The organism is Micromonospora sp. DT62, assembly GCF_049847285.1.
Classification (GTDB): Bacteria; Actinomycetota; Actinomycetes; order Mycobacteriales; family Micromonosporaceae; genus Micromonospora; species Micromonospora reichwaldensis.
This window is the reverse complement of the sequence record NZ_JBNCOB010000029.1, coordinates 1-26,600: the sequence shown is the minus strand read 5'-3', so window position 1 is coordinate 26,600 and position 26,600 is coordinate 1. Positions and strand designations below refer to the sequence as shown.

The following is a 26,600-nucleotide window of genomic DNA, read 5'->3' as shown; positions in this document are numbered from 1 at the left end:
GATGTCGAGCTTCTGGTGGGTGCTCGCGGCCCTGGTCGTCGGGCTGGTGGCGGCGTACCTCGTCTGGACCGCCGGGCGGGTCGGCCGGCTGCACGCGCGGGCGGAGCTGGCGGCCCGCGCCCTGGAGGCCCACCTGCTGCGCCGGGCGGCGGCCGCCGCGGTCCTGGCCGAGCGCCGCTACGGCGTCGAGCTGTACGCGGCGGCGCGGATCGCGCTGGACGCCGAGCCCGACGAGCGGGAGGCCGCCGAGAACGACCTCACCCGCCAGTTGCGGGCGGTGGAGCTGGACCCGGCGGATCCGGACTGCGAGACGGTGATCGGCGCCAGCCGGCGGCTCGCCCTGGCCCGTCAGGTGCACACCGACCTGGTCCGCGACGCCCGCGCGGCGCGCAGCCGTCCCCTGGTGCGGCTGTTGCGGATGGGGCGCCGGCAGCCGTGGCCGACCTACTTCGACATCGACGACCCCACCCTGACCGTCCCGGCTGACGTCCCCGCCACCTGACCTCGCGCAGCGGGCGTCCCCGGCGTCGCGGGGACGGACTTCGCGGCAGGGGGCATCGCGGGCGGGGCGGGCGGGGGAGGGACGGACTTCGCATCCGGGAGCAGCGGGGCAGGCGGGGAGGAACCAGGCGGGGGCGGTGATGGCTGCCACAGTGCAGGCCACCATGGGCCTGATTGGCTGTCGGATCGGCGTTGGGACCGTCGTAGCATTTCCGCAGCCACCCCCAGAGCATGTTCGAGGAGCGATGACCCGTGCCCGAAACCACTGCCCAGAACGCTAGCGCCAGCCCCGTCACCGGCACCGCCCGCGTCAAGCGCGGCATGGCCGAGATGCTCAAGGGCGGCGTGATCATGGACGTGGTCAACGCCGAGCAGGCCAAGATCGCCGAGGACGCCGGCGCCGTCGCGGTGATGGCGCTCGAGCGGGTGCCCGCCGACATCCGCGCCCAGGGCGGGGTGTCCCGGATGAGCGACCCCGACATGATCGACGGCATCATCAACGCCGTCTCCATCCCGGTCATGGCCAAGGCCCGGATCGGTCACTTCGTGGAGGCCCAGATCCTCCAGTCGCTCGGCGTCGACTACGTCGACGAGTCCGAGGTGCTGACCCCGGCCGACTTCGCGAACCACATCGACAAGTGGGCCTTCACCGTCCCCTTCGTCTGCGGGGCGACCAACCTCGGCGAGGCCCTGCGCCGGATCACCGAGGGCGCGGCCATGATCCGCTCCAAGGGCGAGGCCGGCACCGGTGACGTCTCCAACGCCACGACCCACATGCGCAAGATCCGCCAGGAGATCCGCCGGCTCAGCTCGCTGCCGACCGACGAGCTGTTCGTGGCCGCCAAGGAGCTCCAGGCGCCGTACGAGCTGGTCAAGGAGGTCGCCGAGAGCGGCAAGCTGCCGGTGGTGCTCTTCACCGCCGGTGGGATCGCCACCCCGGCCGACGCCGCGATGATGATGCAGCTCGGCGCCGAGGGCGTCTTCGTCGGCTCCGGCATCTTCAAGTCCGGCAACCCCGCGCAGCGCGCCGCCGCGATCGTCAAGGCCACCACCTTCCACGACGACCCGGACGTGCTGGCCAAGGTCTCCCGGGGCCTGGGTGAGGCGATGGTCGGCATCAACGTCGACGAGATCCCGCAGCCGCACCGCCTGGCCGAGCGCGGCTGGTGAGCTGCCAGGAGGGGCACCTTCCTGTCGCCTGGTGCACAGGAAGGTGCCCCTCCTGACAAGGCAACCAAGCCGCCACGTCCACCACGAGAGGAACGGCAGATGAGCGACGCACCCGTGATCGGCGTGCTCGCCCTCCAGGGCGACGTGCGCGAGCACGTGGCCGCGCTGGCCGAGGCCGGCGCGGACGCCCGCCCGGTACGCCGTGCGCGGGAGTTGGACGAGGTGGACGGGCTGGTCGTCCCCGGCGGCGAGTCCACCACGATCAGCAAGCTCGCCGACATCTTCGAGCTGCGCGACCCGATCGACAAGCGCATCGCCGACGGCATGCCGGTCTACGGCTCCTGCGCCGGCATGATCATGCTGGCCACCGAGGTCCTCGACGGCCGGCCCGACCAGCGCGGCTTCGCCGGCATCGAGATGACCGTGCGGCGCAACGCGTTCGGCCGGCAGGTCGACTCCTTCGAGGCGCCGGTGGGGGTCACCGGGATCGAGGGCGGCCCGTTCCACGCGGTGTTCATCCGGGCGCCGTGGGTCGAGCGGGTCGGCGACGGCGTCGAGGTGCTCGGCACGGTCACCGAGGGCCCGGCCGCCGGGCGGGTCGTGGCGGTGCGGCAGGGCAACCTGCTGGCCACCTCGTTCCATCCCGAGCTGACCGGCGACGCGCGGGTGCACGCATACTTCGTGGCGATGGTCCGGGCGTCCCGCTGAGTGGCGGCGACGGGTCCTCCACCCGGGAGGGCCCGCCGCCTCAGCCGGCCACCGAGCGCAGGCTCCGGCCGTGGTTCGCCGGAGCACCTGCGCCTGCTCGGGGCCGTCCACGAGGAGGTGGCCCGGACCCAGCCGGCCGGGCTGCGGTTCGTGACGCTCCAACTGGACGACGAGCGGAGCTTCGTGGACATCGCCGTGGCGCCCGAGCTGCCGGGCCCGTTGCCGGAGCTGGAGTCGTTCCGCCGCTACCGGCCCGGCTTGGAGGACCGGTGCGAACAGCGGTCCACCTCCGGGTTCAGGGTGCTGGGCTCGTACGGCTTCGGGTCCTGACCGCAGCCGCGCTTTCGTCCCGTCCGTCCCGTTGCGGGCGGGCGGGGCGGGGCGGCGGCGCGCGGCGCGGGTGACAGCGACTCGCCGGGCGTCGGTAGGATTGCCGAGATTCGGCGGGGCCAGCTGCCCGTCACGGCTTTCCCGCAGGGCTGCCCGGCACCACCGCGTGCGCCGGCGGGAGCGGGGGCGTGCGCGGTCGGTCGATGCAGACGGCGGGTAGCAACGGAGGTAGCAGATGTCCGGCCACTCAAAGTGGGCGACGACCAAGCACAAGAAGGCGGTCATCGACGCCAAGCGCGGCAAGATGTTCGCCAAGCTGATCAAGAACGTCGAGGTCGCCGCGCGCACCGGCGGCGGTGACCCGGCCGGCAACCCGACGCTCTACGACGCCATCCAGAAGGCGAAGAAGAACTCGGTCCCCAACGACAACATCGACCGCGCCGTCAAGCGCGGCTCGGGCCTGGAGGCCGGTGGCGCCGACTGGCAGACCATCATGTACGAGGGCTACGGCCCGAACGGCGTGGCGATGCTCATCGAGTGCCTCACCGACAACCGCAACCGCGCGGCCACCGAGGTGCGCACCGCGCTGACCCGCAACGGCGGCTCGCTCGCCGACGCGGGCTCGGTGTCGTACATGTTCTCCCGCAAGGGCGTCGTGCTCGTCCCGAAGGCCGGCACGACCGAGGACGACGTGATGATGTCGGTCCTCGACGCCGGCGCCGAGGAGGTCAACGACCTGGGCGAGGCGTTCGAGGTGGTCTCCGAGCCGACCGACCTGATCGCCGTCCGCACCGCGCTCCAGGACGCCGGCATCGAATACGAGTCGGCCGAGTCGTCGCTGATCCCGAGCGTCAACGTCCCCCTCGACGAGGAGGGCGCCCGCAAGATCTTCAAGCTGATCGACGTCCTGGAGGACTGCGACGACGTGCAGAACGTCTACGCGAACTTCGACGTGAGCGACGAGGTGATGGAGGCCGTCGGCTGATCCGAGGTCCCCGGCGCGCAGCCCCGCACCGCCGCGACCGCCGTCGACTCCCGGCACCGACCGGGAGCCGGCGGCGGGAGGCGGTGGCCCGCGTGTCGCCGCCGCGCGGGCGCGTGCTGTCCGACGTACGACCGATTTAGCCGGACTCGCGGGGTCCGTGGTCGGGGGTGTGCCGCCCCGCGCTGGCTAGGCTGCGGGCGTGGACCACTCGGGCCGGGCGGAGCGAGACGATGGTCGGGCGGGCGACGGTGGCCGGTTCGCGCCGGGCGATGTCGTGGTCCGGCGCGAGATCCTGCACGGCGAGGTGTGGTTCGGCTGCCCGACGATCTGCGTCGAGGACACGCCCGACCTGCTCGTGCTCTACCTGCCCCCGGGCGCGGAGTTCGGCTTCCCCGAGGCCGGCGGCTTCCCGTGCGGGCGGCACCCGTGGCAGGTCGCCGGGCACCGGGCGTGGAGCGGGCACGGCAAGCTGATGCTGCACCGCCCAGGTGAGGCACACTCCGTGGACGTCTTCTGGACCGGCCCGCAGCGCGCCTTCGCCGGGTGGTACTTCAACCTCCAGGAGCCGTTGCGGCGTACCCCGGTCGGGGTCGACACCCTCGACCACGAGCTGGATCTCTGGTGGGGTGCCGGCGCCGACCGCTACGTCTGGAAGGACGTGGAGATGTTCGCCCAGCGCCTGGAAGAGGGGCGCTACCCGGGGATGGCCGACGCGATCCGGGCCGAGGGCGACCGGATCGCTGCCCTGCTCGACGCGGGGGAGCGCTGGTGGGACGAGGCCTGGTCGACCTGGCGTCCGGACCCGGCCTGGCCGGTGCCGGCCCTGCCGTCCGGCTGGGACACGGTCCCACCGCCCCGCTGATCGTCGGCCGCCGCGACCGACGTCGCGCCGGCCGCATCCGCCGCCGTTGCGCCGGCGGGGCCCCCGCCCCCCGGCGCCCGCGCGCAGCCCCGCCGCGTGACGCGCCCCCCCCCCCCCCCCCCCCCCCAGGGGCCCGCCGCCCACCCCGCCCCCCCCCCCCCCCCCGCGCCCCCCCCCCCCCCCCCCGGCCCCCCCCCCCCCCCCCCCCCCCGCGCCCCCGCCCCCCCCCCCCCCCCCCGGCGCCGGCGCTCAGCCCAGCGTCTTCTCGCGCGACCGCCACGCCGCCCGCACCGAGGTGCGGCCGTTGGTGCGCAGCAGCGAGCCCTCGTACACCCGGGCCCCGGCGGCCACGAACGCGGCGGCCGCGACCAGCAGCAGGGCCAGGGACACCAGCGGCTCCCAGCCGGCCGCGTCCCCGGTGAACAGCCGCAACGGCATGGCCGTCGGCGCGGAGAACGGCACGTAGGACAGCACCCGCATGGCCGTCGCGTTGTCGTTCAGGAAGATCACCGCGAAGAACGGCAGCATGACCGCGAGCTGCACCGGCGTCGACACGCCGGCGATGTCCTCCTGGCGGTTCACCAGTGCACCGGCCGCCGCCCACATGGCCGCGACCAGCACGAAGCCGAGCAGGAAGAACGGCAGGAACCAGCCGATCGCCGGGGCCAGCAGCGAGAGCAGCCCGCCGCTGTCGCCGAACTGCACACCGACCAGGGCGACGAGGGCGACCAGGGCGATCTGCCCGAGGGCCAGCACCGTGCCGGCGATCATCTTGCCGGCCAGCAACGCCCGTACCGGCACCGCGGCGACCAGGATCTCCACGATCCTCGTCTGCTTCTCCTCGACGATGCTCTGCGCGATCTGCACGCCGAAGGTCTGCGAGGTGACGAAGAAGATGAACGCGAAGGCGAACGGCACCAGGAAGGCCACCACCGGGTCCACCGCGTCGGGGTCCAGCAGCCGGACCGCGGGCTGCGTGCTCAGCGCCGCCACCACGTCGTCGGGGGCCTCGTCCATGGCCAGCACCGCCGGCCCGGAGACCACCGCGGCGTCGACGTCGCCATCGCGTACGGCCTGCTCGGCGGCGCGGTCGTCGGGGACCGTACGGACCTCCAGCCCCGCCTCGCGCAGCGGGCCGGCCGCCGACGCGGTCACCGCCACGCTCGACGGGCCGCCGGAGAGCAGCGGCGGCAGGATGGTCGCGGCGGCGGCGATCAGCAGGAAGAACAGGGTGCTGAACAGGAAGGTGCGGTCGCGCAGCTTGACCCGGATCTCCCGGGCGGCGACCAACCGGGTGGCCTGCATCGTGTTCACTGGGCGACCTCTCGGAAGATCTCGGTGAGGGAGGGGCTGACCGGGCGGAACGCGCGGACCGGGCCGCGCGCCAGCGCCGCGTGCAACACCGGCTGCTCGTCCGCGCCGGGCGCGAGGTCGAACACGGCGCGCGCGCCGTCCAGGTCGACGAGGGTCACCCCCGGCTGGTCCCGCAGCCAGCCGGCGTCGGTCTCCACCACCAGCTCGTACCGGGGCACGGTGTACGTCGCGCGCAGCTCCTCCCGGCTGCCGGCGGCCCGGATCACGCCGCCGCCGATGATCACCAGGTCGTCGCAGAGCCGCTCGACGACGTCCAGCTGATGGCTGGAGAACAGCACCGGCGCGCCCGCGGCGGCCCGCTCCCGCAGGACCGCCACGACCGTGTCCACGGCCAACGGGTCGAGCCCGGAGAACGGCTCGTCGAGCACCAGCACCTCGGGGTCGTGCACCAGGGCGGCGGCGATCTGCGCGCGCTGCTGGTTGCCCAGCGACAGCGTCTCCAGCAGGTCGTCGCCGCGCTCGGCGAGCCCGACCCGCTCCAGCAGCGCGTCCGTGTTGCGTCGCGCCGCGGCGGCGGTCATCCCGTGCAGCCGACCCAGGTAGGTCACCTGTTCCCGGACGCTCATCTTCGGGTAGAGGCCACGTTCCTCCGGCATGTAGCCGAAGCGCTGGCGGGCCTGCCGGCTCAGCGGAGCGCCCTGCCAGGTGATCTCGCCGGCGTCCGGGGCGAGCACCCCGAGGATGATCCGCATGGCGGTGGTCTTGCCAGCGCCGTTGCCGCCCACGAAGCCGGTCATCCGGCCGGCGGCCACGTCGAAGGACACGTTCTGGAGCACCCGCCGGTCGCCGAAGCTGCGGTCGACGCCGTCGAGGCGGAGCACATTGGTCACGGCGTCCACGCTAGATCGCCGGCCGCGCCCCGCCGTCCGCCCCGAGATCGAGCACGCCGTCCCCCTCATGGCGGAGCCGGGTCAGCCGCCGGGACGCACCACCCCGTGTTCGTACGCGAAGACCACCGCCTGCACCCGGTCGCGCAGGCCCAGCTTGGCGAGCACCCGGCTGACGTGGGTCTTCACCGTCGCCTCGCCCAGGTGCAGCTCGGCGGCGATCTCGGCGTTGCTGGCGCCGCCGGCGACCAGGACCAGGACCTCCCGCTCGCGGGGGGTGAGGTCCCGCAGCGCCGCCTCGGGAGTCGTCCTCGGGCTGCCCGGCGGGCCGGGCTCGCCGGGGCGGGCGAAGGTGGCGATCACCCGCCGGGTGAGTTCCGGGGCGAGCAGACCGTCGCCCCGGGCGAGCACCCGGATCGCCTCGATCAGGGCCTCCGGGGTGCCGTTCTTGAGCAGGAAGCCGCTGGCCCCGGCGCGCAGCGCGGCGAACAGGTAGTCGTCCCGGTCGAACGTGGTGAGGATCAGTACGGCCGGCCCGCCCGGCCCGTCCTGCCCGGCCGTGATCCGGCGGGTGGCCTCCAGCCCGTCGACCCCGGGCATCTCGACGTCCATCAGCACGACGTCCGGACGCAGCGCCCGGGCCATGCTGGCGGCGCGCTCCCCGTCGGCGGCCTCCCCGACGACCTCGATGTCGTCCTCCACCTCCAGGATGACCCGGAAGCCGGTGCGGACCAGGTGCTGGTCGTCGGCGAGCAGCACCCGGACCGGACGGTCGGTCCCGGGCACCTCGTGTCCGGCGCTCACGCGGGCCGCCCCGCCGGCAGCGGCAGCGGGAACCGGGCGCGTACCCGCCAGCCGCCGCCGGCGCGCGGGCCGACCTCCAGCGCGCCGCCGTGGGTGGCGACCCGCTCGCGCATCCCGACCAGGCCGAGCCCGTCGGCGTTCGCCGGGCGGGTCGCCCGTCCGTCATCGGTCACGTCGACCTCCACCTCGTGTGCCAGGTAGCGGATCCGCACGTCGAGCGCGCTCGCGCCCTCGGCGTGCTTGAGCGTGTTCGTCACGGCCTCCTGGGCCACCCGGTACGCGGCCTGCGAGACCGACTCCGGCAGCGGTGTCGGGTCCCCGTACACGCCCATGGTGGCCCGCAGCCCGGCCTCGCGGGCGCGCTCGACCACGGCCGCGATCTGGTCGACTCCGGCGGGTCCCGGCTGCTCCGGGCGGTCCGGGCCGCCGTCGCGGGCGCGGAGCAGGCCGAGCATCCGGCGCAGCTCGTCGACGGCCGTTCGGGCGGTCTCCTCGATCGCGCTCAGCGCCGCGCGGGCCTTGACCGGGTCCTTGTCGAACACCCGGCGGGCGGCGGACGCCTGCACCCCCATCACCGACACGTGGTGGGCGACCACGTCGTGCAGCTCCCGGGCGATGCGGACCCGCTCGCCCACCACCGCGTGCTCGCGGATCTCGGCCTGCGAGCGGCGCAGCTCCTCGGCCCGTGCCTGCACCTCGTGCTGCCGCCGGGCGGCCAGCCACGCCGTCTCCCCGAAGAAGTACGCGAACCCGAAGTAGAGGCCGTTGACCAGCACCCCGTTCACCATGGCCGCGAGCAACGGGGGCACGGGCCCGACGGCGCGGGCGAACGCGTCCGGGGGGATGGTGGTGTAGGTGGTGGCGTAGTAGACCCCGAGCCACAGGAACATGGTGGCGATGACGCCGATCCGCAGTCGCCGGGACAGCCGCCGTTCCCGGCCCCACGCGCCCAACGTGTAGAGGGCGGCGAACAGCGCCCACGAGGCGAGCTGCGTCTCCGGGGCGGAGCGGGCCTGCGCGGCGATGAACGCGATCGAGACCACCAGCGTGACGGCGGCGGGGAACCGGCGTCGCCAGATCAGCGGCAGGGTCACCGCGACGGTCCAGAAGATCTGTTCCGGGCCGGACGGCGGCGGGCCGAGCAGGAACGCTCCGGTGCTGCGGGCCAGGGTCAGGCTGAACAGCGCCAGGACGGTCGCGGCCAGCCCGGTGTAGACGTCCAGCCGGCGCTGCTCCGGGGTGGGCCCGGGGCGCCGCCAGCCCTCGTCGGTGTCGCTGTTCATCCGGGTCAGGATCTCATCCCGCCGGTCGCCCCCGGTCCGGCACCCGGCCGGGGCGGCCCGGCCCCGTTGCGGTGCCGGCACGCGTCACGGCCCGGCACGCGTGGCGCGCCGGGCCGTGACGGTGGTGGATCAGGTGCGGTTGCGCCACGTCTTGACGGCGCTGTCGAGGATGTCCCAGAGCGTCACCAGCACCGTGCCGGCGATCACGGCGGTCGCCACCAGGTTCAGGTTGTCGCCCTCGCCGAGCCACTCGAAGCGGGCCACGAACTCGGGGTTGAGCAGCCGGTCGGTCGACATCAGCCAGACCACCGGCCCCGCGAACGCCAGGCCGAGCACCGCGTTGACCGCGACCAGCGGCCAGGTCCAGCGCCCGACCCGGTACTTGGCGAACTCCAGGCCGATCGTGGCCACCAGCACCGCGATCAGGAACGGCAGCCAGAAGCTCCACAGGGCCGGGTCGAGGATCGGCAGGTTCTCGCCGTCGTCGGTGGGCACGAACGAGCGGAAGTGCTGCATCGGCAGGTACGCGATGACCAGCGCCAGGAAGGTGACCGAGGCGGCGATGTCGGTGAGGGTGATCTGCCGGTCGGTCGTGTCCTCCGGGAGCTGGTCGACGCTCCACCTGGGCAGGTGCAGGGGGGTCTTGGTGCGCTCCAGCACCGCGAAGACCACGGTCACCCAGAAGGCGATCTGGACGGCCACCTGGAAGGCGGTGGTGATGCCCGCGCCGATCCCCTCGCCCGCGTTGCCGCCGTCGGCGACCCTGAGCAGGCCGGCCAGCACGCCGACCAGGGCCGGGATGAAGCTGAGCAGCAGCTTCATCAGCCGCGACCAGGCCAGGTAGTAGGCCGGTCCGATGAGCTGCAACCGGCGGTCGGCGTAGCGGGCGGCGAGCTTGTCCGGGTCGCCCAGCTCCGTGAGCACCTCCCGCTCGGCGACGGCGGTGTCCTGCCCGCCGGCCGTACGGCCCTCGACCATGTCCGCGATCGAGGCGCGCAGCTCGGTGGCGATCTCCGCGCGGCGCGCGACCGGCACCGAACGCAGGGTCGCGGCGAGGTATCGGTCGGTCAGGGTGGTCATCGGTTGGCTCCTTCGATCAGCCCGGTCAGGGAGGTCTGCACTGTGGCGAGGTCGGTGAGGAGTCGGCCCAGCACCGACTCGCCCTCCTCGCTGGTCCGGTAGAACTTGCGTGGCCGGCTCTCCTCGGTGTTCCACTCGCTGGTCAGCAGCCCCTGCTCCTCCAGCCGCCGCAGCAGCGGGTAGAGCGTGTTGGCGTCGACCGGAAAGCCGTGGTCGGAGAGGCGTTGCAGCAACGCGTAACCGTAGTCGGGACGGCGCAGCGCGACGAGGCTCGCCACCACCACGGTGCCCCGACGCAACTCCTGGAGGTGCGTTCGCAGGATCTCATCGCTAACCATGCGTCACACCATACTGTGTGCCACACACCATTGTCCACTGCTACATCATCGTGTGCGTCAACATCAGTGTGTTCGGGCGAAACGGACGGCGGCGGGCCCTCGGAGGGGTCCGCCGCCGTGGATGCCGGTCGCTCAGCAGGACCGGCCCTCCCGGAAGCCGCGCTCGACGACGGACGCCGGCCCGACCTGGAGGTAGCCGACCCCCGGCCGGATCGGGTGGCCGGTGAACAGCTCCACCCGGGAACCGACGCGCACCAGATAGGCCGAGGCGTCGTCCGCGTCGTTGCGGATCAGCGAGCCCCGCGGGCCGTAGATCTCCTCCAGGGCGGCGAAGGACATGCCCACCCCCGCGCCGGCGGGCGTGCGCGGCGGCGCGGTGGCGGTGCCCACCTCCACCAGCCGCCCGTCGCGGAAGGCCAGCAGGATCTTCCCCGCCCAGGCCCCGGTGACGCCGGCACGGACCGTGCCGTCGCAGTCGGGAGCCACCCAGTCGATGAGGCCGGCCGCCGACAGGCGAGCCAGGCCGGCTCCGATCCGGAACGGCCCGGCGCCCCGGACACTGATGAGCCGGACCTCGTCGGGATCGGCGGCAGCCGGGCGGGCGGCGCCGTCCGTATCCGTGCCGAGGCGGCCGTCGGCACGTGCGGACAGGTTCCCGGCGACGGCGGCCGGCCTGGGCGCGGCGGCGGCCGGTGCCGCCGCGGTGATCGGCACGAGCCCGGCCGTGGCCAGCAGGGCGGTGACGACGGTGTACGAGAGACGGTGCACGGGGATCTCCTCCTCCGGAGTGCGGGTGTCCTTGTCCTGTTGGTCACCCGTCCGGCCGGATCGGTTCGTCGGGTTCCCGACCGATGCGCCCCCGACCGATGCGCCAGACCGATGCGCCCCGCCCGGTGCGGCCCGGCCCGCCCGACGCGCCGAGCCCGCGTGGCGTCGCGGGCTGCCCCCGGCCCGCAGTGCCGTCTACTGTCGAGGCGGAACGGCGACCGGCGGTGCCGGTGTCGGGGGTGGTGCGGTGACCAGTCCGGGGCGGATCGGGCCCTACCGGGTCGAGCGACTTCTGGGCACGGGGTCGTTCGCGACGGTGTGGCTGGCCCACGACCCGATGCTCGACTCCCGGGTGGCGATCAAGGTGCTGGCCGAGAACTGGCACCACGACCTGCGGGTACGGGAGCGCTTCCTGGACGAGGCCCGCCTGCTGCGCCGGCTCGACGACGCGCGGCTGGTCCGCGTCCACGCGGTCGGCGAGCTGGCCGACGGCCGGCCGTACTCGGTGCTGACCTGGGCCGACGGCGGCAGCCTGCGCGACCGGCTGGCGGCCGGGCCGATGCCGGCGCCCGCCGCCCTGGAGTTGCTGGCCGAGATCGCCGCCGGCGTCGCCGTCCTGCACCGGCACGGCGTGGTGCACCGCGACCTGAGCCCGGGCAACGTCCTGTTCCGCTCCGGCCCGGACGGCGAGCGGGTGCTGATCGCCGACCTCGGGCTGGCCAAGGCCCTCGCCGCAGCCTCCGGTCTCACCGCCCGGGCCGGCACCCCCGGCTACATGGCCCCGGAGCAGGACGACCCGTTCGCCATCGTCGGCACCCGCGCCGACGTGTACGCGCTGGGCCGGCTCGGCCTCCGCCTCCTCGCCCCGGCCGCCGACGCCGGTGCCGCCCCCGGCACCGTCGCCCAGGCGGCGGGCGGGGCGGGTGGGGGCGCCCCGCCGGAGGTGGCCGCGGTCCTGCGGCGGGCCACCGCGCCCCGGGCGGCGGACCGGTACCCGGACGCCACCGCCTTCCGCGCCGCCCTGCGCCGCCCCGCCCCGGCTGCCTCCGCCCCGGCTGCCTCCGCCCCGGCCGCTCCCGCGCCGGCCGCCTCCGACCCGGCCGTCCCCGACCCGGCCGTCCCCGTGCCGGCCGTCCCCGTGCCGGCTGCCCCCGTGCCGGCCGCCGCCGCCCCGGCCGCTCCCGCTCCGGCCGCCGGGACGGTCAGGCATCCGGTCCGGCGGGCGCGCTCGGAGGGGCGGCCGGTCGCCCGGCGGCGGCTCGGCGTGCTGGCGCTGGGGGTCCTGACCCTCCTGGCAACCGGGTCCACCGCCGGCGACGACACGGCGGGCCGGCGGGACGCCGGAAGCTGGACGAGCGGGCCGCTCACCGTCGCGCTGCCGCCCGGGTGGCGGGCCACCGGCACCGGCTGGGCCGGCCGGTACGGGCCCGACGGCCGGCTCGAACCGGCCCTGGTGATGTCGCCCGACCCGCACCGGTGGGCGGCCGACCCCACCGTGCCGGGTGCCTTCGTCGGGCTGTCCACCAGCATCGCCGGGCGCACCAGCCCGGCGGGATTCGTCGCCGAGCGTCCCCATGCGGCGTGTGCCGCCGCGCCCGTACGCCGCACCCGGCAGGCGGGCGTGGACTGGGTGGTGGCCCGGTTCACCTGTGACCAGGGGCGGCCCGAGGTGGTCGAGGCCGCCGGGCTCGCACCCGGCCGCGCCGGCCTGGTCTACGTGCAGATCACGCCCCCGGCCGGCAGCCGGGCCGACTTCGTCGACGCGCTGCTGGCCGGGGTGAGGGTGAGCTAGTGCCCGCGTCGCGCGGCCTCGAACCCGGTGGTCCGCGCCGCGCGGGGCGGTGGTGGCCGCCGAGCCGAGGCCCTAGCTCTCCCGGGGACCGCCCCGTTCCGCGCGCTCCCCGGCCCGGTCCCCGCGCGGAGCGGACGCCCCGGGGGCGTACGCCGGCGCCGGCGCGCCGCCGCCCTCCGTCGGTGCTAGCGCACCACCACCGTGACCGTGTGCGTCGTACCGCCCTGGGGGATCAGCACGTCCACCGTGCCGGGGCGGACGAACCGGATGTCGACCACCCCCGCCTCGTAGTTGCGGGAGACCAGGTCCTCCCGGTCCACGCCGACCTCACCCGGTCCGATGCCGATGATCCGCAGCACCCCGCCGGTCGCGAAGCAGAGCGAGCGCAGCAGCGCCAGCTCGGTCTCGGCCAGCACCAGGTCGTGGCGTACCGCCCCGAAGCAGGTGCCGGGCAGCTCGCCCGGCGAGCGCGTCGCGGTCGGCGTACGCCCGGCGGCGGTCGTGGGGGGAGCAGCCGGCGGGGGCCGGCGGGACGGCGGGACGACGGCCGACGTGTCCGGCGGACGGCCTGGCGTGCTCGGCGACGGCGGGGAGGCCGACGGTGGGAGGGCCGACGGGGAGGGCGAGGCCGGGCCGGGGGAGCGGGAGGCCGGCGCCTGCACGGGCAGCGGGGAGACGGGAGCGTCCCCGCCGCCGCACCCCGCGAGCGGCACGGCCACGGTCACGGCGACCACCGCGATCCCGGCGAGTCGCGGCGCGGAGAACCGCGAGCCGCCGGAGCCGCGCGGCGCGCCCCGGCGGCGGTCCGTCGCCGTCATCGCCGGCCCTCGCCGGCGGCGGGCTCACCGGAGAGCCGGTGGCGCAGCTGCCGGCGGGCCTCGTGGATCCGCGACTTGACGGTGCCCTCGGGTACGCCGAGCAGGCCGGCGATCTCCCGGTAGCCCAGCCCCAGGACGTCACGCAGGGTCACCGCCTCGGCGAGTTCGGGGCGCAGCGCGTCGAGCGCGTCGAGCAGGTCCAGCCGGGTGCCGGCGACCACGCTCGTGCGGCGCGGGTCCACCGGCTCCGGCAGCGGCACGCCGCCGGCCTCCACCAGCCAGCGCCGCCGCAGCACCCGGTACGTCGAACGGGCCCGGTTGGCCGTCAGCCGGTACAGCCAGGTGTGGAACGACGAGCGGCCCTCGAACCGGCCGATGCCCCGGGCCAGCGCGAGCAGCGCGTCCTGGCACGCCTCCTCGGCGTCCTCCCGGTTCGGCAGCAGACGGGCGCAGAGCCGCAGCACCTCCGGGCGGACCGCGACCAGCAGCGCGTCGAGCGCCGCGGGATCGCCGCGCGCCGCCGACTCGACCAGCTCCTCGACACCGTCCGGGAGGGGCATCAGGTCGTCCAATGCTCGCCGGATACCGTCCGCCCAGGCTACGGCCGCCGCCGCCGGTGGGGGCGCCCCGAGTCCGGGAACCGACTGCCGGAGGCCGTCGTGGGCCCCGCCGAGCGTCGGCGGCCCGCGCGAGGCGGGGTGGTCGGAGAGACCCGTGCCACCCCGGCCCGGCCCGTCCGCGCGGCGTCTGGAGCCGCGTTCGGCGGCGGCGATAGGGTAGGCCGTCCGAGCTCGACCATCCCATGAACCGACCCGGGGGGCGCCACGCATGGGCGATTCGTTCGCGCATCTGCACGTGCACACGGAGTACTCGATGCTCGACGGGGCGGCCCGGCTGAAGGACCTCTTCGCCGAGGTCAAGCGGCAGGGCATGCCGGCGGTGGCGATGACCGACCACGGCAACATGCACGGCGCGAACGACTTCTACAAGCAGGCGATGGCCGCCGGCGTCACCCCGATCCTCGGCATCGAGGCGTACGTGGCGCCCGAGTCGCGGTTCCACAAGCAGCGGGTGAAGTGGGGCCGGCCGGAGCAGAAGAGCGACGACGTCTCCGGCAGCGGCGGCTACACCCACATGACCATCTGGGCGAAGAACAAGACCGGCCTGCACAACCTCTTCAAGCTGACCAGCCGGTCGTACACCGAGGGGTTCTTCGTCAAGTGGCCGCGGATGGACGCGGAGCTGCTCGCCGCCAACGCCGACGGGTTGATGGCCACCACCGGCTGCCCCTCCGGCGAGGTACAGACCCGGCTGCGCCTGGGCCAGTACGACGAGGCGCTCAAGGCCGCCGCGCGGTACCAGGAGATGTTCGGCAAGGAGAACTACTTCCTGGAGGTCATGGACCACGGCATCAGCATCGAGAGCCGGGTCCGCCAGGAGCTGCATGACATCTCCCGCAAGCTGGACATCCCGCCGGTGGTCACGAACGACTCGCACTACACCCACGAGTCGCAGGCCGAGGCGCACGACGTGCTGCTCTGCGTGCAGACGGCGGCGAACGTCGCCGACCCGAACCGGTTCCGGTTCGACGGCAGCGGCTACTACATCAAGTCCGCCGACGAGATGCGCGCCGTCGACAACTCCGATTTCTGGCTGGAGGGCTGCCGCAACACCCTGCTGGTGGCCGAGAAGGTCGACCCCGCCGGGATGTTCGAGTTCCACAACCTGATGCCCCGCTTCCCGGTCCCGGACGGGGAGACCGAGGAATCCTGGTTCCGCAAGGAGACCTTCGCCGGGCTGGAACGGCGCTACCCCGGCGGCATCCCCGAGGGGCACGTCAGGCAGGCCGAGTACGAGCTGGGCGTCATCATCCAGATGGGCTTCCCGTCGTACTTCCTCGTGGTCGCCGACTTCATCCAGTGGGCGAAGAACCAGGGCATCGCCGTGGGCCCGGGCCGTGGCTCGGCCGCCGGCTCGCTGGTCGCGTACGCGCTGGGCATCACCGACCTCGACCCGATCCAGCACGGCCTGATCTTCGAGCGGTTCCTCAACCCCGAGCGCGTCTCCATGCCGGATGTCGACATCGACTTCGACGAGCGCCGGCGCGGCGAGGTGATCAAGTACGTCACCGACAAGTGGGGCGAGGACAAGGTCGCCCAGATCGCCACCTTCGGCACGATCAAGGCGAAGGCCGCGATCAAGGACTCGGCCCGGGTGCTCGGCTACCCGTACGCGGTGGGCGACCGGATCACCAAGGCGATGCCCCCGGCGGTGATGGGCAAGGACATCCCCCTGGAGGGCATCTTCGACCCGAAGCACCCCCGCTACGCCGAGGCCGGCGAGCTCCGGGGCATGTACGAGGCGGAGTCGGACGTCAAGAAGGTCATCGACACGGCCCGGGGTATCGAGGGGCTGATCCGGCAGACCGGCGTGCACGCCGCCGGCGTCATCATGTCCGCCGAGCCGATCATCGACCACATCCCGCTGATGCGCCGGGACTCCGACGGGGTCATCATCACCCAGTTCGACTACCCGACGTGCGAGTCGCTCGGGCTGTTGAAGATGGACTTCCTCGGCCTGCGCAACCTGACGATCATCGACGACGCGGTGAAGAACATCCAGCTCAACCACGGCAAGGAGCTGGAACTGCTGGCGCTGCCGCTGGACGACAGGGCCGCGTACGAGCTGCTGGCCCGGGGCGACACCCTGGGCGTGTTCCAGCTCGACGGCGGGCCGATGCGCTCCCTGCTGCGGATGATGAAGCCGGACAACTTCGAGGACATCTCCGCCGTCCTCGCGCTCTACCGGCCCGGCCCGATGGGCGTCGACTCGCACACCAACTACGCGCTGCGCAAGAACAACCTCCAGGAAATCTCCCCGATCCACCCGGAGCTGGAGGAACCGCTGCGCGAGATCCTCGCGCCCACCTACGGCCTGATCGTCTACCAGGAGCAGGTGCAGCGCGCCGCGCAGATCCTCGCCGGCTACACCCTCGGCCAGGCCGACCTGCTGCGCCGCGCGATGGGCAAGAAGAAGAAGGAGATCCTCGACAAGGAGTTCATCCCCTTCCGGGACGGCTGCCGGGAGCGGGGCTACTCGGACGAGGCGATCCAGAAGGTCTGGGACGTGCTGGTCCCGTTCGCCGGCTACGCCTTCAACAAGGCGCACTCGGCGGCGTACGGGCTGGTGTCGTACTGGACCGCGTACCTGAAGGCGCACTACCCGGCCGAGTACATGGCGGCGCTGCTCACGTCCGTCGGCGACGACAAGGACAAGATGGCGCTCTACCTGTCGGAGTGCCGCCGGATGCGCATCCAGGTGCTGCCGCCGGACGTGAACACCTCCGCGGGGCCGTTCACCCCGGTCGGCAAGGAGATCCGGTTCGGCCTCGGCGCGGTGCGCAACGTCGGCGCGAACGTGGTCGCCGCGATCATGCGCTGCCGGGACGAGAAGGGCGAGTACGCCGACTTCTACGACTTCCTGTCGAAGGTCGACGCCGTGGTCTGCAACAAGAAGACCATCGAATCGCTGATCAAGGCCGGGGCGTTCGACTCGCTCGGGCACTCCCGCAAGGCGCTGCTCACGGTGCACGCGGAGGCGATCGACGCGTACGCCGACGTCAAGCGCAAGGAGGCCGTCGGCCAGTACGACCTCTTCGGCGCCGGGTTCGGCGACGCGGAGACCAACAGCACCACGGTGATGCCGGTCATCGGCGACGGGGAGTGGGACAAGCGCGACAAGCTCGCCTTCGAACGCGAGATGCTCGGCCTCTACGTCTCCGACCACCCGCTGTTCGGCCTGGAGCACGTCCTCGGCGCGGCGGCGGACTGCACCATCGCCTCCCTGTCCGAGGAGGGCACCGTCCCGGACGGGGCCGTGGTCACCCTCGCCGGCATCCTCTCCGGGGTGCAGCGGCGCGTCACCAAGCAGGGCCGGGCCTGGGCGTCGGCCACCCTGGAGGACCTCGCCGGCGGCGTGGAGACCCTCTTCTTCCCCAACACCTACGAGGTGATCGGGCAGTACATCGCCGAGGACGCCATCGTGGTGGTGAAGGGGCGGGTGGACCGGCGCGACGACACGCCCCGGATCATGGCGATGGACATGTCCATGCCGGACGTCAGCAGCACCCCGGGGAGCAAGCCGATCACCCTGACCATCCCGGTGCACCGGTGCACCCCGCCGCTGGTGGAGCGGCTCAAGGAGACCCTGGTGCTGCATCCGGGCGACACCGAGGTGCACGTCAAGCTGCTCAACGGCGGCCGGACCACCACCCTGCGGCTGGGGCCGTTCCGGGTGGCGGCGACCACCGCGCTGATGGGCGACCTGAAGAGCGTCCTCGGCCCCGCCAACGTCAGCTGACGCCGCCGGTCCTCGGGCTCGCCAGTCGGCGGACCCGCGGCGGATGCGGCATGATCGCGGGCATGACCGTGCCCGCCGGGGAGGCCGTCGCGAGCCCGCTGCGGGTCCGCGACCTGGTGCCGGACTTCCTGGCGTACGCGCGCCGCGCCGCGCACGTCCCCCGGCAGCGGTGGGCGGAGCTGTGGCGGACGCACTACCTGGCACCCCACCGCGACCTGTACGCGACGCTGGACCGTCAGGGCGACTGGTCCGGGGTGGACGACCTCGAAGGTGTCCTGGAACGGCTGCACGGGCGGGAGGCGGTGTTCGCCGCCCGCGCGGAACGGCTGGCCGCGCTGCTGCCCGCCACCGTCGCCGGGGTGGGCCGGGCGATGCGCCGCTGCGGCTACCTGGTCGGCCTGGAACTGGCCCGGCTCCTGCGCGAGCGCCATCCGCTGCACGAGATCGCCGCCTGGGACCTCGACCGAGGGCTCGACGAGGTGCGACGAGGTCTGCACGTCCTGCGCGCGGCGACCTGAACCAGCGCCCGGGGCCGCGAGCGCGGGATTGGCCATCCCGGTACGCGGCGCGGGTGGCTAGCGTCGGTGAGGTGGAGATCGCACAGGCGCAGAAGTTGTGGCAGCCGCAGCCGGGTTGGCTGAACACCGCCAGCTACGGCCTCCCGCCCGATCCGGTGTGGGACGCGGTGCAGGAGGCGTTGACCGACTGGCGGGCCGGGCGCACGTCGTGGGAGGGCTGGGGCCAGGCCACCGAGCGGGCGCGGGCCGCCTTCGCCAGCCTGGTCGGGGTGCCGGTCGCCGACGTCGCGGTCGGCAGCACGGTCTCGCAGCTGCTGGCCCCGGTCGCCGCCGCCCTGCCCGCCGGCGCGACCGTCGTGGTGCCGGAGGTCGAGTTCACCTCCAACCTCTTCCCGTGGCTGGTGCAGGTCGAGCGGGGCGTGCGGGTGCGCACCGTGCCGCTGGCCGGGCTCGTCGACGCGATCGACGCCGACACCGACCTGGTCGCGTTCAGTCTGGTGCAGTCGGCCGACGGCGCGATCGCCCCGTACGCCGACGTGGTCGCGGCGGCCCGGGCGCACGGCGCGTTCGTCGCGGTCGACGCCACCCAGGCGTGCGGCTGGCTGCCGTTCGACGCGAGCCTCGCCGACCTGGTCGCGGTCGGCGCGTACAAGTGGCTGATGGCACCGCGCGGCTCCGCGTTCGCCTACCTGGCGCCCGCGCTGCGGGAGCGGCTGCGCCCCGACGCCGCCGGCTGGTACGCGGGGGACGACCCGCACGCCTCCTACTACGGCCCGCCGCTGCGCCTGGCCGGCGACGCGCGCCGGTTCGACATCTCGCCAGCGTGGTTCAGCTGGGTCGGCACGGCCCCCGCACTGGAACTGCTCGCCGAGATAGGCGTGCCGGCCGTGCACGCGCACGACGTCGCCCTGGCCAACCGGTTCCTCGCCGGGCTGGGCCGGCCGCCGGGGGAGAGCGCGATCGTCGCGGTGGAGGTGCCGAGCGCGGCGGAGCGGCTGGAGCGGGCCGGCGTCCGGGCGGCGGTCCGTGCCGGCCGGGTGCGGGCGTCCTTCCACGTCTACTCCACCGAGGCCGACGTCGACCTCGCCCTGGACGCGCTCACCGGCTGAAGCCGGGGCGGCCAAGGGCGGGTCGACGCCGGCCGGCCGTCACTTGGCGCCGGTGATGATCCCGGGGTTGATGCAGAGGCCGGGGTTGCTGCCGTTGCGTTCGGCGATCTCCAGGCACCGCGACACCTTGTCGACCTTCGCGTTGGTCTCGGTGATCTGCTTCTGGATGGCGGCGTTCTTCCGGTCCTGCTCCAGGTTGCGGGTCTGGGCGAGCTTGTCCTGGAAGGCCTTGATGTTGCCCTCGGTCTTGTCGTCGTGGTTGACCCGGGTGATGGTCACCGACAGGATGTCGACGTCGCTGGAGAGCCGCGACTCGGCGCTGGTCTTGATGCTCTCGGCGAAGGGCTTCAGGTCCACGTTCAGGCTGCCGGTGCTCGAGTCGATCTTCTCCAGCGGGTTGTAGGTGGCGAAGGCGTCGTTGACGGCGCTGTCGAGCTGCACGCCCACCCGCTGGCCCCGGAAGCTGTCGAAGTCGCCCTTGTAGTCCATGAACTGCTTGGGCGCGTTCTCCGGCTTGACCTGCCACTCGACGAGCACCTCGACGCAGGCGTCGGCGAGGGTGCCGGTGCGGACCCGCACGCAGTGGTCGCCGCCGATGTGGTCGTACTTCTGCCGGCCGGCGTCCCACTCGCCGACCTTCTGCCACGGTGCCACCCACTTCAGGCCGGAGCCGGTGACCTTCCCCGTCGGCTTGCCGAAGCTGGTGACGATGCCGACCGAACGGATCGGCACGGAGTGGGCGCTGGAGCCGATCGTGAACACGGCCGCGCCGACGAGGCAGGCGACCGCAGCCAGGGTGGCGGTCCCCTTCGTCGACGTCTTCGAGGCGGCGAGCGCCAGCAGGCCGGAGATCGCCAGGCCGACGGAGAAGATGATCGCAACAGTGAAGCCGAAGGGCATTTCGCTCGGCACCTTTCGCGGGAGGGGGCCATCACCCTAGGGGCACCGGTCAAGGCGAAACGCAGGTGGGGCGCGGCCGTGGCGCGCCCACATGACGTGGTACGCGGTGGCTCGACAGTCACCGCCGTCGATTCCGGCGGGCGGGGTGGCCGGGCGGCGGGGTGGCGTTCCCGCACGGTCGGGCGCCCCGGAATGTGGCTGTCATCGACATAGTTCGTCATCACGGCCCCGCCGTAGGTTTCCAGGACGCGACGGCCATGTGACCGCGGTCACCGAGCCGGTCGTCGCCGGACCTACGAAGGAGTAGGCGATGGCCGGGCAAGCGCTCCTGTCAGCCCGCGGGCTGACCCGTGACTTCCGGGGCTTCCGGGCGGTCGACGGGGTCGACCTCGACATCGCGGCGGACAGCGTCCACGCGCTCGTCGGCCCGAACGGCGCCGGGAAGACCACCCTGTTCAACCTGCTCACCGGGTTTCTGCGGCCCAGCGGCGGGCGCATCGAGCTGGACGGCCGCGACGTGACGGGGCTGCCCCCCGAGCGGGTCGCCCGGCTCGGCGTGGCCCGGTCGTTCCAGATCACCAGCCTCTTCCCGCAGCTCTCCGCGCGGGAGCACGTCGAGTTGGCGCTGCAGAGCCCGAGCGGGCTGGGCTGGCGGTTCTGGCGCTCGGCGAAGCTGATGCGCCGCTACACCGACCGGGCCGGCGAACTGCTCGACATGGTCGGGCTGGCCGAGCTGTCCGAGGCCCCCGCCGAGGCGCTGGCGTACGGGCGCAAGCGAGCGCTGGAGCTGGCCATCGCCCTCGCCCTGGACCCGAAGGTGCTGCTGCTCGACGAGCCGACCGCCGGGATGGGCCTGGAGGACGTCGACCGCACCGTCGAGCTGGTCTCGCGGGTCCGGCGGGGCCGGACGGTGGTGCTGGTCGAGCACAACATGAGCGTGGTCGGGCGGCTCGCCGACACCGTCACCGTCCTGCAGGCCGGCAAGGTCCTCGTCGAGGGCCCGTACGAGCAGGTGCGCGCCGACGAGCGCGTGATCACCGCCTACCTGGGAGCCGCCGATGCTGCGCATTGAGAACCTGTCCGCCTGGTACGGCGAGGCGCAGGTGCTGCGGGAGGTCAGCCTGGACGTCGCCGCCGGCGAGGTGGTCACCCTTGTCGGGCGCAACGGCGCCGGCAAGTCCACCCTGCTGCGCTGCGTGATGGGCCTGCACGCCGGCCAGCGCGGCCGGATCGAGCTGGACGGGCGGGACGTCGGGAGGCTGCCCGCGTACCGGCGGGCGCGGTTGGGGCTCGGCTGGGTCCCCGACGACCGGGGCAGCTACGCCACGCTGAGCGTGACGGAGAACCTCACCCTGCCGCCGACCGTCGGGCCCGACCCGTGGTCGCTGGAGCGCGTGTACGAGGCGTTCCCCGCCCTGCACCAGCGGCGGGACTCGGCCGCCACCATGCTCTCCGGCGGCGAGCAGCAGATGCTCGCGCTGGCCCGGGTGCTGCGGATGGGCGCCCGGCTGCTGCTCTGCGACGAACCGACCGAGGGGCTCTCGCCGCTGCTCGTGCAGCAGGTCGGCGACCTCCTGCGTGAGGCCAAACGGCACGGGGTGACCGTGCTGCTGGTCGAACAGAACCTGCACTTCGCCACCGGCGTCGCCGACCGGCACTACCTGCTGGCCGAGGGACGCGTCGTGGAGGCGATGGACAACTCCGAGGTGCGCTCCCGGGAGCGGGAGCTGCTGTCGTACCTCGGCATCTGAATTTCGATTCGACGATCCGCGCGGCGCGCGGGGTGGAGGGATGGGCATGCGTAGGACGGTGGGTGTGGCTGCCGCTTCGGCGGCGGCGATGGTGCTGGTCGCGGGCTGTGGGGGCGGTGGACCGCAGTCGGGCGGGGACCAGAAGCTGACCGGCGGCAAGATCGTGCTGGGCGTGTTGAACGACCAGTCCGGCGCCTACTCGGAGCTCTCCGGCAAGAACTCGGTGAAGGCCGTGGAGATGGCGATCGCCGACTTCAAGGCGAAGCACGGCGACAAGGCGGTGACGAAGGACATCACCGTGGAGACCGCCGACCACCAGAACAAGCCGGACGTGGCCAACAGCAAGGCCCAGGAGATGTACGACCGCCAGGGCGTCGACCTCATCCTCGACGTGCCGACCTCCTCGGCGGCGCTGCGGGTGGCCGACGTGGCGAAGGAGAAGAAGAAGCTCTACTTCAACATCGGCGCCGCGACCACCGACCTGACCGGCAAGAGCTGCAACAAGTACACGTTCCACTACGCGTACGACACCTACATGCTGGCCAACGGCACGGGTAAGACCACCACGGAGCAGGTCGGCAAGAACTGGTACATCCTCTACCCGAACTACGCCTTCGGCCAGGACATGGAGAAGAGCTTCACCGCCGCCATCACCGCCGCCGGCGGAAAGGTCGTCGGCAAGGACGGGGCGCCGTTCCCGAACACCAGCGGCGACTTCTCCACGTTCCTGCTCAAGGCGCCGACGCTCAACCCGAAGCCGGAGGTGCTCGGCACCATGCAGGCCGGCGCGGAGCTGGTCAACGTGGTCAAGCAGTACAACGAGTTCAAGCTGCGGGAGAAGGGCGTCGGCCTGGCCGTCGGCCTGATGTTCATCACCGACATCCACTCGCTCACCCCGGCCGCGCTCGCCGGCACCACCTACACCGACGCCTGGTACTGGAACTTCGACCAGCAGAACCGCGAGTTCGCCGACCGGTTCCAGAAGGAGACCGGTACCCGGCCGTCCTTCGCCCACGCGGCCAACTACTCCGCCGCCATCCAGTACCTGGAGGCCGCGCAGGCCGCCGGCACCGACGACGCCGACACGGTGGTCAAGGAGCTGGAGGGCAAGGAGGTCAACGACGTCTTCCTGCGCAACGGCAAGATCCGCGCCGAGGACCACCGGGTGATCCACGACGCGTACCTGGCCCAGGTGAAGCCCCAGTCCGAGGTTTCCGAGCCGTGGGACTACGTCAAGGTGCTCAAGACCATTCCTGCCGCCGAGGCGTTCGCCGCGCCGTCGTCGGCGTGCAAGATGTGACGAGCCGATGACGGGCTTTCTGCAGAACACGTTCAACGGGTTGGTGAGCGGGGCGTTCTACGCCCTGCTCGCCCTCGGGCTCGCGGTCATCTTCGGCATGCTGCGAGTGGTCAACTTCGCCCACGGGGCGTTCTACATGCTCGGCGCCTTCGGCGCGTACGTGCTGCTCACCGAGGCGGGCGTGCCGTTCTGGGCGGCGCTGGTGATCATGCCGGTGGGCCTCGGCCTGGTCGGCATGGCGCTGGAACGGGCCTTCATCCACCGGCTCACCAAGCTCGACCCGCTCTACAACTTCCTGCTCACCTTCGGCCTCGTGCTGATCCTCCAGGATCTGGTGAAGCTCCGGTACGGCGTGCAGTCCAGCCCCTACGAGACCCCGTCCGCGCTGAGCGGGTCGGTCGACTTCGGGCTCTTCGACTTCCCGACCTACCGGGTCTTCATCCTCGGCTTCGCGGTCGCCGTCTGCGTCGGCGTCTGGTGGGTGCTCACCCGCACCCGCATCGGCATGGTGGTCCGGGCCTCGACCGAGCGGCCCGAGCTGACCCGGGCGTTCGGCATCGACGTCGGGCGCTGGGTCACGCCCGTCTTCGGCTTCGGCATCGGCCTCGCCGGGCTCGCCGGGGTGCTGGCCGCCCCGATGCGGGCCGTGAACCCGCTGATGGGCGCCGACCTGATCATCGTGGTCTTCGCGGTGGTGGTGATCGGCGGGCTGGGCTCGATCTTCGGGTCCGTCGCCGCCGGCTTCGGCATCGGCCTGGTGCAGGCGTGGGGCGAGTCGTACCTGTCGGAATTCCCGATCGTGTCCCAGACGATCGTCTTCATCGTGATGGCCGTCGTGCTGCTCTGGCGCCCGACCGGGCTGTTCGGCCGTGAGGAGGCACCGGCATGACAAGCACCGTCGACACCGCGACCGACGCCGGTCGCCCGGCGCCGAGGTCCGGGCTGGTCGCCGTGACCCGGGCCCCCGGCTGGGTCCGGTACGCGCTGCTCGCCGTCGGGCTGCTGGTGGCGTTCTGGCTGCCCAACGGGCTCTACCCGGCGGTGGCGGTGGACATCCTCTGCTGGGCGTTGTTCGCCGTCGCCGTGGACCTGCTGCTCGGCTTCACCGGGCTGATGTCCTTCGGGCACGCGGCCTTCTGGGGCGCCTCCGCGTACGTCACCGGGTTGACGGCCATCCACCTCGGCCTGCCGTTCCCGGTGGCCGTGCTGGCCGGGGCGCTCGCCGCGGCCGTGCTCGCGGTGCCGATCGGCTACCTGGCGGTGAAGCGGACCGGCATCTACTTCGCCATGGTCACCCTGGCGTTCGCGCAGATGGTCTACTACGTGGCCAACGAGTGGCGCTCGGTCACCCGTGGCGAGAACGGCCTGCAGGGCGTGCCCCGCGAGCTGTTCGGGCTGGACCTGACCGACGACTACTACTTCTACTACGCGATCCTGCCGATCGTGGTGCTCGGGCTGGCCGCCGCCTGGCGGATCGTGAACTCGCCCTTCGGTCGGGTGCTGGTCGGCATCCGCGACAACCCGGCACGGGCCCGCGCGCTGGGCTACCCGGTGCACCGCTACAAGCTGACCGCGTTCGTGCTTTCCGGGTTCATCGCCGGGCTCGGCGGCGGGCTGTTCGCCGTCGGGCACCGCTTCGTCTCCCTGGAGGTGCTGCACTGGACCACCTCCGGTAAGGCCGTCATCGTGGTGGTGCTCGGCGGGATCGGCACGCTCTGGGGCGGGGTGCTCGGCGCGGGCATCGTGGTCCGCCTGGAGGACTGGCTGTCGTTCTCCGGTTTCGAGGCGATCGGCCTGGTCACCGGGGGCATCTTCGTCCTCGTCGTGCTGGTGTTCCGGCGCGGCATCTGGGGCAGCGCCGCAGCCCTGGCGGCGCGCTGGGCGGCGTCCCGCCGCCGGTAGTCGCACCCGGGCGCATCCGTCCGCGGCCCTCCAGACGAACCTCCGGGTAGTGAACGTCTACCCGGGGGTACGTCTGGTGCTGACAGATCCCATGCCGGTCGGGGCCGTCGAGACCGCGCGCAAGCAGTTGTCGCTGGCAGCCGAGGACCTCGACGCCAACCGGGTCGCCGCGCTCGTCGTCGAGGTGGCCGACGAGTGGGGCGCGGCGGCGCTGTGGGAACAGGTCTGCGTGCCGATGCTGGCCGCACTGCCCGGGCACACCGCCATCGAGGTCGCCGTCGAACACGCCCTCGCCGAGGGCGTCCGCGTCGGCCTGGACGTGTTCCGGCGCGTACCGGGCCGTCCGCTGCCCACCGGCGGCGTGCTGTTGGCCGGCGCGGAGCAGGAGACACACTGCCTGGGCCTGCACGCGCTGGCTGCCGCGCTGCGCGAGCGGTCCCGGGGCGGTCTGCTGCTCGGGCCGGCACTGCCGTGGACGGCGCTCGCCAGCGCCGCCCGTCGGGTCCGCCCGCGCATCGTCGTGGTCTGGGCGCAGACGCCGGTCACCGGGCGCGCGTACCGCCTGGTGCGCTTCGCCCGCGACTTCCCGGCGATCCGGGCGTACGGCGCCGGCCCGGGCTGGATCGAGCCGCTCGCCGCACCGGCGACCCGACTGTCCACGCTGCCCGCCGCCGTCACCGCCTGCGCCGCGCCGCTCCCGCCCTGACGGGGGAGGTGGGGGCGACACCACGTGCTCGTGCTCGACCTTCGGACGGCATCGGTGGCCGGGCACCACGTACTCGACCTCAACCAGATCTACGGCCTCAGCCAGCCACCGACTCCGCTCCCTGACGAACGGTAGGAGCGTCCGGCTGCCCACCAGTCCGCCGCCGGCTGCCCGCCAACCCGTCGTGGCTTCGGCCGCCGCCCGGCCCGGAACCGCCGTCGGGCCCCTCGCGGATGGCCGGCGGTGGACGTGCCGCTGGCCGGCACCCCGTGTTCGGGTGCCGGCCAGCGATCCCCCCTGTGGTGGAAAGTCTGTGTCAGCTGTTCCAGTGCTCGGCGACCAGGTCGGCGGCCTGCTGCTCCCACTGGGCGTAGTGGTCGGGGTAGGCCGACACCTGCACCGTCTGGGCGGCCTT

Annotated in this window: 26 protein-coding genes; 16 read left to right on the top strand and 10 right to left on the bottom strand. The window is 73.2% G+C overall.

From position 1 onward, the window contains the following. The first annotated feature begins 1 nt into the window (after position 1). From ACPXCB_RS27385 to ACPXCB_RS27360, 6 genes are all read left to right on the top strand, one after another. A complete protein-coding gene (locus ACPXCB_RS27385; protein ID WP_425878650.1) occupies positions 2–502 on the top strand; it encodes a hypothetical protein in 501 nt (166 codons plus the stop codon). Between the two features lie 251 nt (positions 503–753). Next, on the top strand, positions 754–1,671 hold the full coding sequence (gene pdxS / locus ACPXCB_RS27380; RefSeq protein ID WP_151456191.1) for a pyridoxal 5'-phosphate synthase lyase subunit PdxS: 918 nt from the start codon (positions 754–756) through the stop codon (positions 1,669–1,671). Positions 1,672–1,770: 99 nt separating this feature from the next. Beyond that, entirely contained in the window at positions 1,771–2,379 is a 609-nt protein-coding gene (gene pdxT / locus ACPXCB_RS27375) for a pyridoxal 5'-phosphate synthase glutaminase subunit PdxT (protein WP_425878648.1), read from the top strand. A gap of 117 nt (positions 2,380–2,496) precedes the next feature. Continuing rightward, positions 2,497–2,709: a hypothetical protein gene (locus tag ACPXCB_RS27370; protein ID WP_425878646.1), complete on the top strand. Its 213-nt coding sequence runs from the start codon at positions 2,497–2,499 to the stop codon at positions 2,707–2,709. A gap of 235 nt (positions 2,710–2,944) precedes the next feature. After that, positions 2,945–3,694, top strand: coding sequence for a YebC/PmpR family DNA-binding transcriptional regulator (locus ACPXCB_RS27365; RefSeq protein ID WP_425878645.1), 750 nt, complete (start codon positions 2,945–2,947; stop codon positions 3,692–3,694). Between the two features lie 199 nt (positions 3,695–3,893). Further along, on the top strand, positions 3,894–4,556 hold the full coding sequence (locus tag ACPXCB_RS27360; RefSeq protein WP_425878643.1) for a DUF402 domain-containing protein: 663 nt from the start codon (positions 3,894–3,896) through the stop codon (positions 4,554–4,556). A gap of 249 nt (positions 4,557–4,805) precedes the next feature. Here ACPXCB_RS27360 and ACPXCB_RS27355 read toward each other — a convergent pair whose 3' ends face one another. The 7 genes from ACPXCB_RS27355 to ACPXCB_RS27325 form a co-directional block, all read right to left on the bottom strand. After that, positions 4,806–5,870 (bottom strand): ABC transporter permease, encoded by a 1,065-nt coding sequence (locus ACPXCB_RS27355; RefSeq protein WP_311414476.1) that lies wholly within the window; start codon positions 5,868–5,870, stop codon positions 4,806–4,808. Further along, positions 5,867–6,760: an ABC transporter ATP-binding protein gene (locus ACPXCB_RS27350; RefSeq protein ID WP_425878640.1), complete on the bottom strand. Its 894-nt coding sequence runs from the start codon at positions 6,758–6,760 to the stop codon at positions 5,867–5,869. Before ACPXCB_RS27350 ends, ACPXCB_RS27355 begins: the two co-directional genes overlap by 4 nt. 81 nt (positions 6,761–6,841) lie before the next feature. Continuing rightward, on the bottom strand, positions 6,842–7,543 hold the full coding sequence (locus tag ACPXCB_RS27345) for a response regulator (RefSeq protein ID WP_425878743.1): 702 nt from the start codon (positions 7,541–7,543) through the stop codon (positions 6,842–6,844). A 14-nt stretch (positions 7,544–7,557) separates the two neighbouring features. Then, entirely contained in the window at positions 7,558–8,844 is a 1,287-nt protein-coding gene (locus tag ACPXCB_RS27340; protein ID WP_425878639.1) for a sensor histidine kinase, read from the bottom strand. 129 nt (positions 8,845–8,973) lie between these two features. Beyond that, a complete protein-coding gene (locus tag ACPXCB_RS27335) occupies positions 8,974–9,924 on the bottom strand; it encodes an HAAS signaling domain-containing protein (RefSeq protein ID WP_425878638.1) in 951 nt (316 codons plus the stop codon). After that, entirely contained in the window at positions 9,921–10,262 is a 342-nt protein-coding gene (locus tag ACPXCB_RS27330; RefSeq protein ID WP_425878636.1) for a PadR family transcriptional regulator, read from the bottom strand. Before ACPXCB_RS27330 ends, ACPXCB_RS27335 begins: the two co-directional genes overlap by 4 nt. A 132-nt stretch (positions 10,263–10,394) precedes the next feature. After that, the gene (locus tag ACPXCB_RS27325) at positions 10,395–11,030 is read right to left on the bottom strand and encodes a hypothetical protein (protein ID WP_425878635.1); all 636 of its coding nucleotides are present in this window, start codon (positions 11,028–11,030) and stop codon (positions 10,395–10,397) included. 247 nt (positions 11,031–11,277) lie between these two features. Between ACPXCB_RS27325 and ACPXCB_RS27320 the strand changes: the two genes are divergently transcribed. After that, a complete protein-coding gene (locus tag ACPXCB_RS27320; protein ID WP_425878633.1) occupies positions 11,278–12,822 on the top strand; it encodes a serine/threonine-protein kinase in 1,545 nt (514 codons plus the stop codon). 185 nt (positions 12,823–13,007) lie between these two features. On the opposite strand, the gene ACPXCB_RS27315 is transcribed toward ACPXCB_RS27320, so the two are convergent. After that, positions 13,008–13,640, bottom strand: coding sequence for a hypothetical protein (locus tag ACPXCB_RS27315; RefSeq protein ID WP_425878632.1), 633 nt, complete (start codon positions 13,638–13,640; stop codon positions 13,008–13,010). Continuing rightward, entirely contained in the window at positions 13,637–14,200 is a 564-nt protein-coding gene (locus tag ACPXCB_RS27310; protein WP_425878631.1) for an RNA polymerase sigma factor, read from the bottom strand. Before ACPXCB_RS27310 ends, ACPXCB_RS27315 begins: the two co-directional genes overlap by 4 nt. A 268-nt stretch (positions 14,201–14,468) precedes the next feature. Between ACPXCB_RS27310 and dnaE the strand changes: the two genes are divergently transcribed. The 3 genes from dnaE to ACPXCB_RS27295 all read left to right on the top strand — a co-directional run bounded on the left by dnaE (position 14,469) and on the right by ACPXCB_RS27295 (position 19,626). Next, positions 14,469–17,999: a DNA polymerase III subunit alpha gene (gene dnaE, locus ACPXCB_RS27305; protein WP_425878629.1), complete on the top strand. Its 3,531-nt coding sequence runs from the start codon at positions 14,469–14,471 to the stop codon at positions 17,997–17,999. A 62-nt stretch (positions 18,000–18,061) separates the two neighbouring features. Continuing rightward, entirely contained in the window at positions 18,062–18,517 is a 456-nt protein-coding gene (locus ACPXCB_RS27300) for a hypothetical protein (RefSeq protein ID WP_425878627.1), read from the top strand. Positions 18,518–18,588: 71 nt separating this feature from the next. Continuing rightward, positions 18,589–19,626 carry an aminotransferase class V-fold PLP-dependent enzyme gene (locus ACPXCB_RS27295; protein WP_425878625.1) on the top strand — a complete coding sequence of 346 codons (1,038 nt, stop codon included), beginning with the start codon at positions 18,589–18,591 and terminating at the stop codon, positions 19,624–19,626. Positions 19,627–19,665: 39 nt separating this feature from the next. Here the strand turns inward: ACPXCB_RS27295 and ACPXCB_RS27290 are convergent, their stop codons facing one another. Next, positions 19,666–20,526, bottom strand: coding sequence for an SPFH domain-containing protein (locus tag ACPXCB_RS27290; RefSeq protein WP_425878624.1), 861 nt, complete (start codon positions 20,524–20,526; stop codon positions 19,666–19,668). A 310-nt stretch (positions 20,527–20,836) separates the two neighbouring features. Between ACPXCB_RS27290 and ACPXCB_RS27285 the strand changes: the two genes are divergently transcribed. From ACPXCB_RS27285 to ACPXCB_RS27260, 6 genes are all read left to right on the top strand, one after another. Further along, positions 20,837–21,598, top strand: coding sequence for an ABC transporter ATP-binding protein (locus ACPXCB_RS27285; RefSeq protein WP_425878622.1), 762 nt, complete (start codon positions 20,837–20,839; stop codon positions 21,596–21,598). Further along, positions 21,585–22,277, top strand: a complete 693-nt coding sequence (locus tag ACPXCB_RS27280; protein WP_327027698.1) for an ABC transporter ATP-binding protein — start codon at positions 21,585–21,587, stop codon at positions 22,275–22,277. Before ACPXCB_RS27285 ends, ACPXCB_RS27280 begins: the two co-directional genes overlap by 14 nt. A gap of 40 nt (positions 22,278–22,317) precedes the next feature. Continuing rightward, complete coding sequence (locus ACPXCB_RS27275; RefSeq protein WP_425878621.1) at positions 22,318–23,577, top strand: ABC transporter substrate-binding protein; 1,260 nt, start codon at positions 22,318–22,320, stop codon at positions 23,575–23,577. 7 nt (positions 23,578–23,584) lie between these two features. Continuing rightward, complete coding sequence (locus ACPXCB_RS27270; RefSeq protein ID WP_425878619.1) at positions 23,585–24,466, top strand: branched-chain amino acid ABC transporter permease; 882 nt, start codon at positions 23,585–23,587, stop codon at positions 24,464–24,466. Beyond that, a complete protein-coding gene (locus tag ACPXCB_RS27265) occupies positions 24,463–25,479 on the top strand; it encodes a branched-chain amino acid ABC transporter permease (protein ID WP_425878617.1) in 1,017 nt (338 codons plus the stop codon). The genes ACPXCB_RS27270 and ACPXCB_RS27265 overlap by 4 nt, the downstream gene beginning before the upstream one ends. Positions 25,480–25,555: 76 nt before the next feature. Beyond that, complete coding sequence (locus tag ACPXCB_RS27260) at positions 25,556–26,185, top strand: transcriptional regulator (RefSeq protein WP_425878615.1); 630 nt, start codon at positions 25,556–25,558, stop codon at positions 26,183–26,185. Positions 26,186–26,600: the final 415 nt, after the last annotated feature.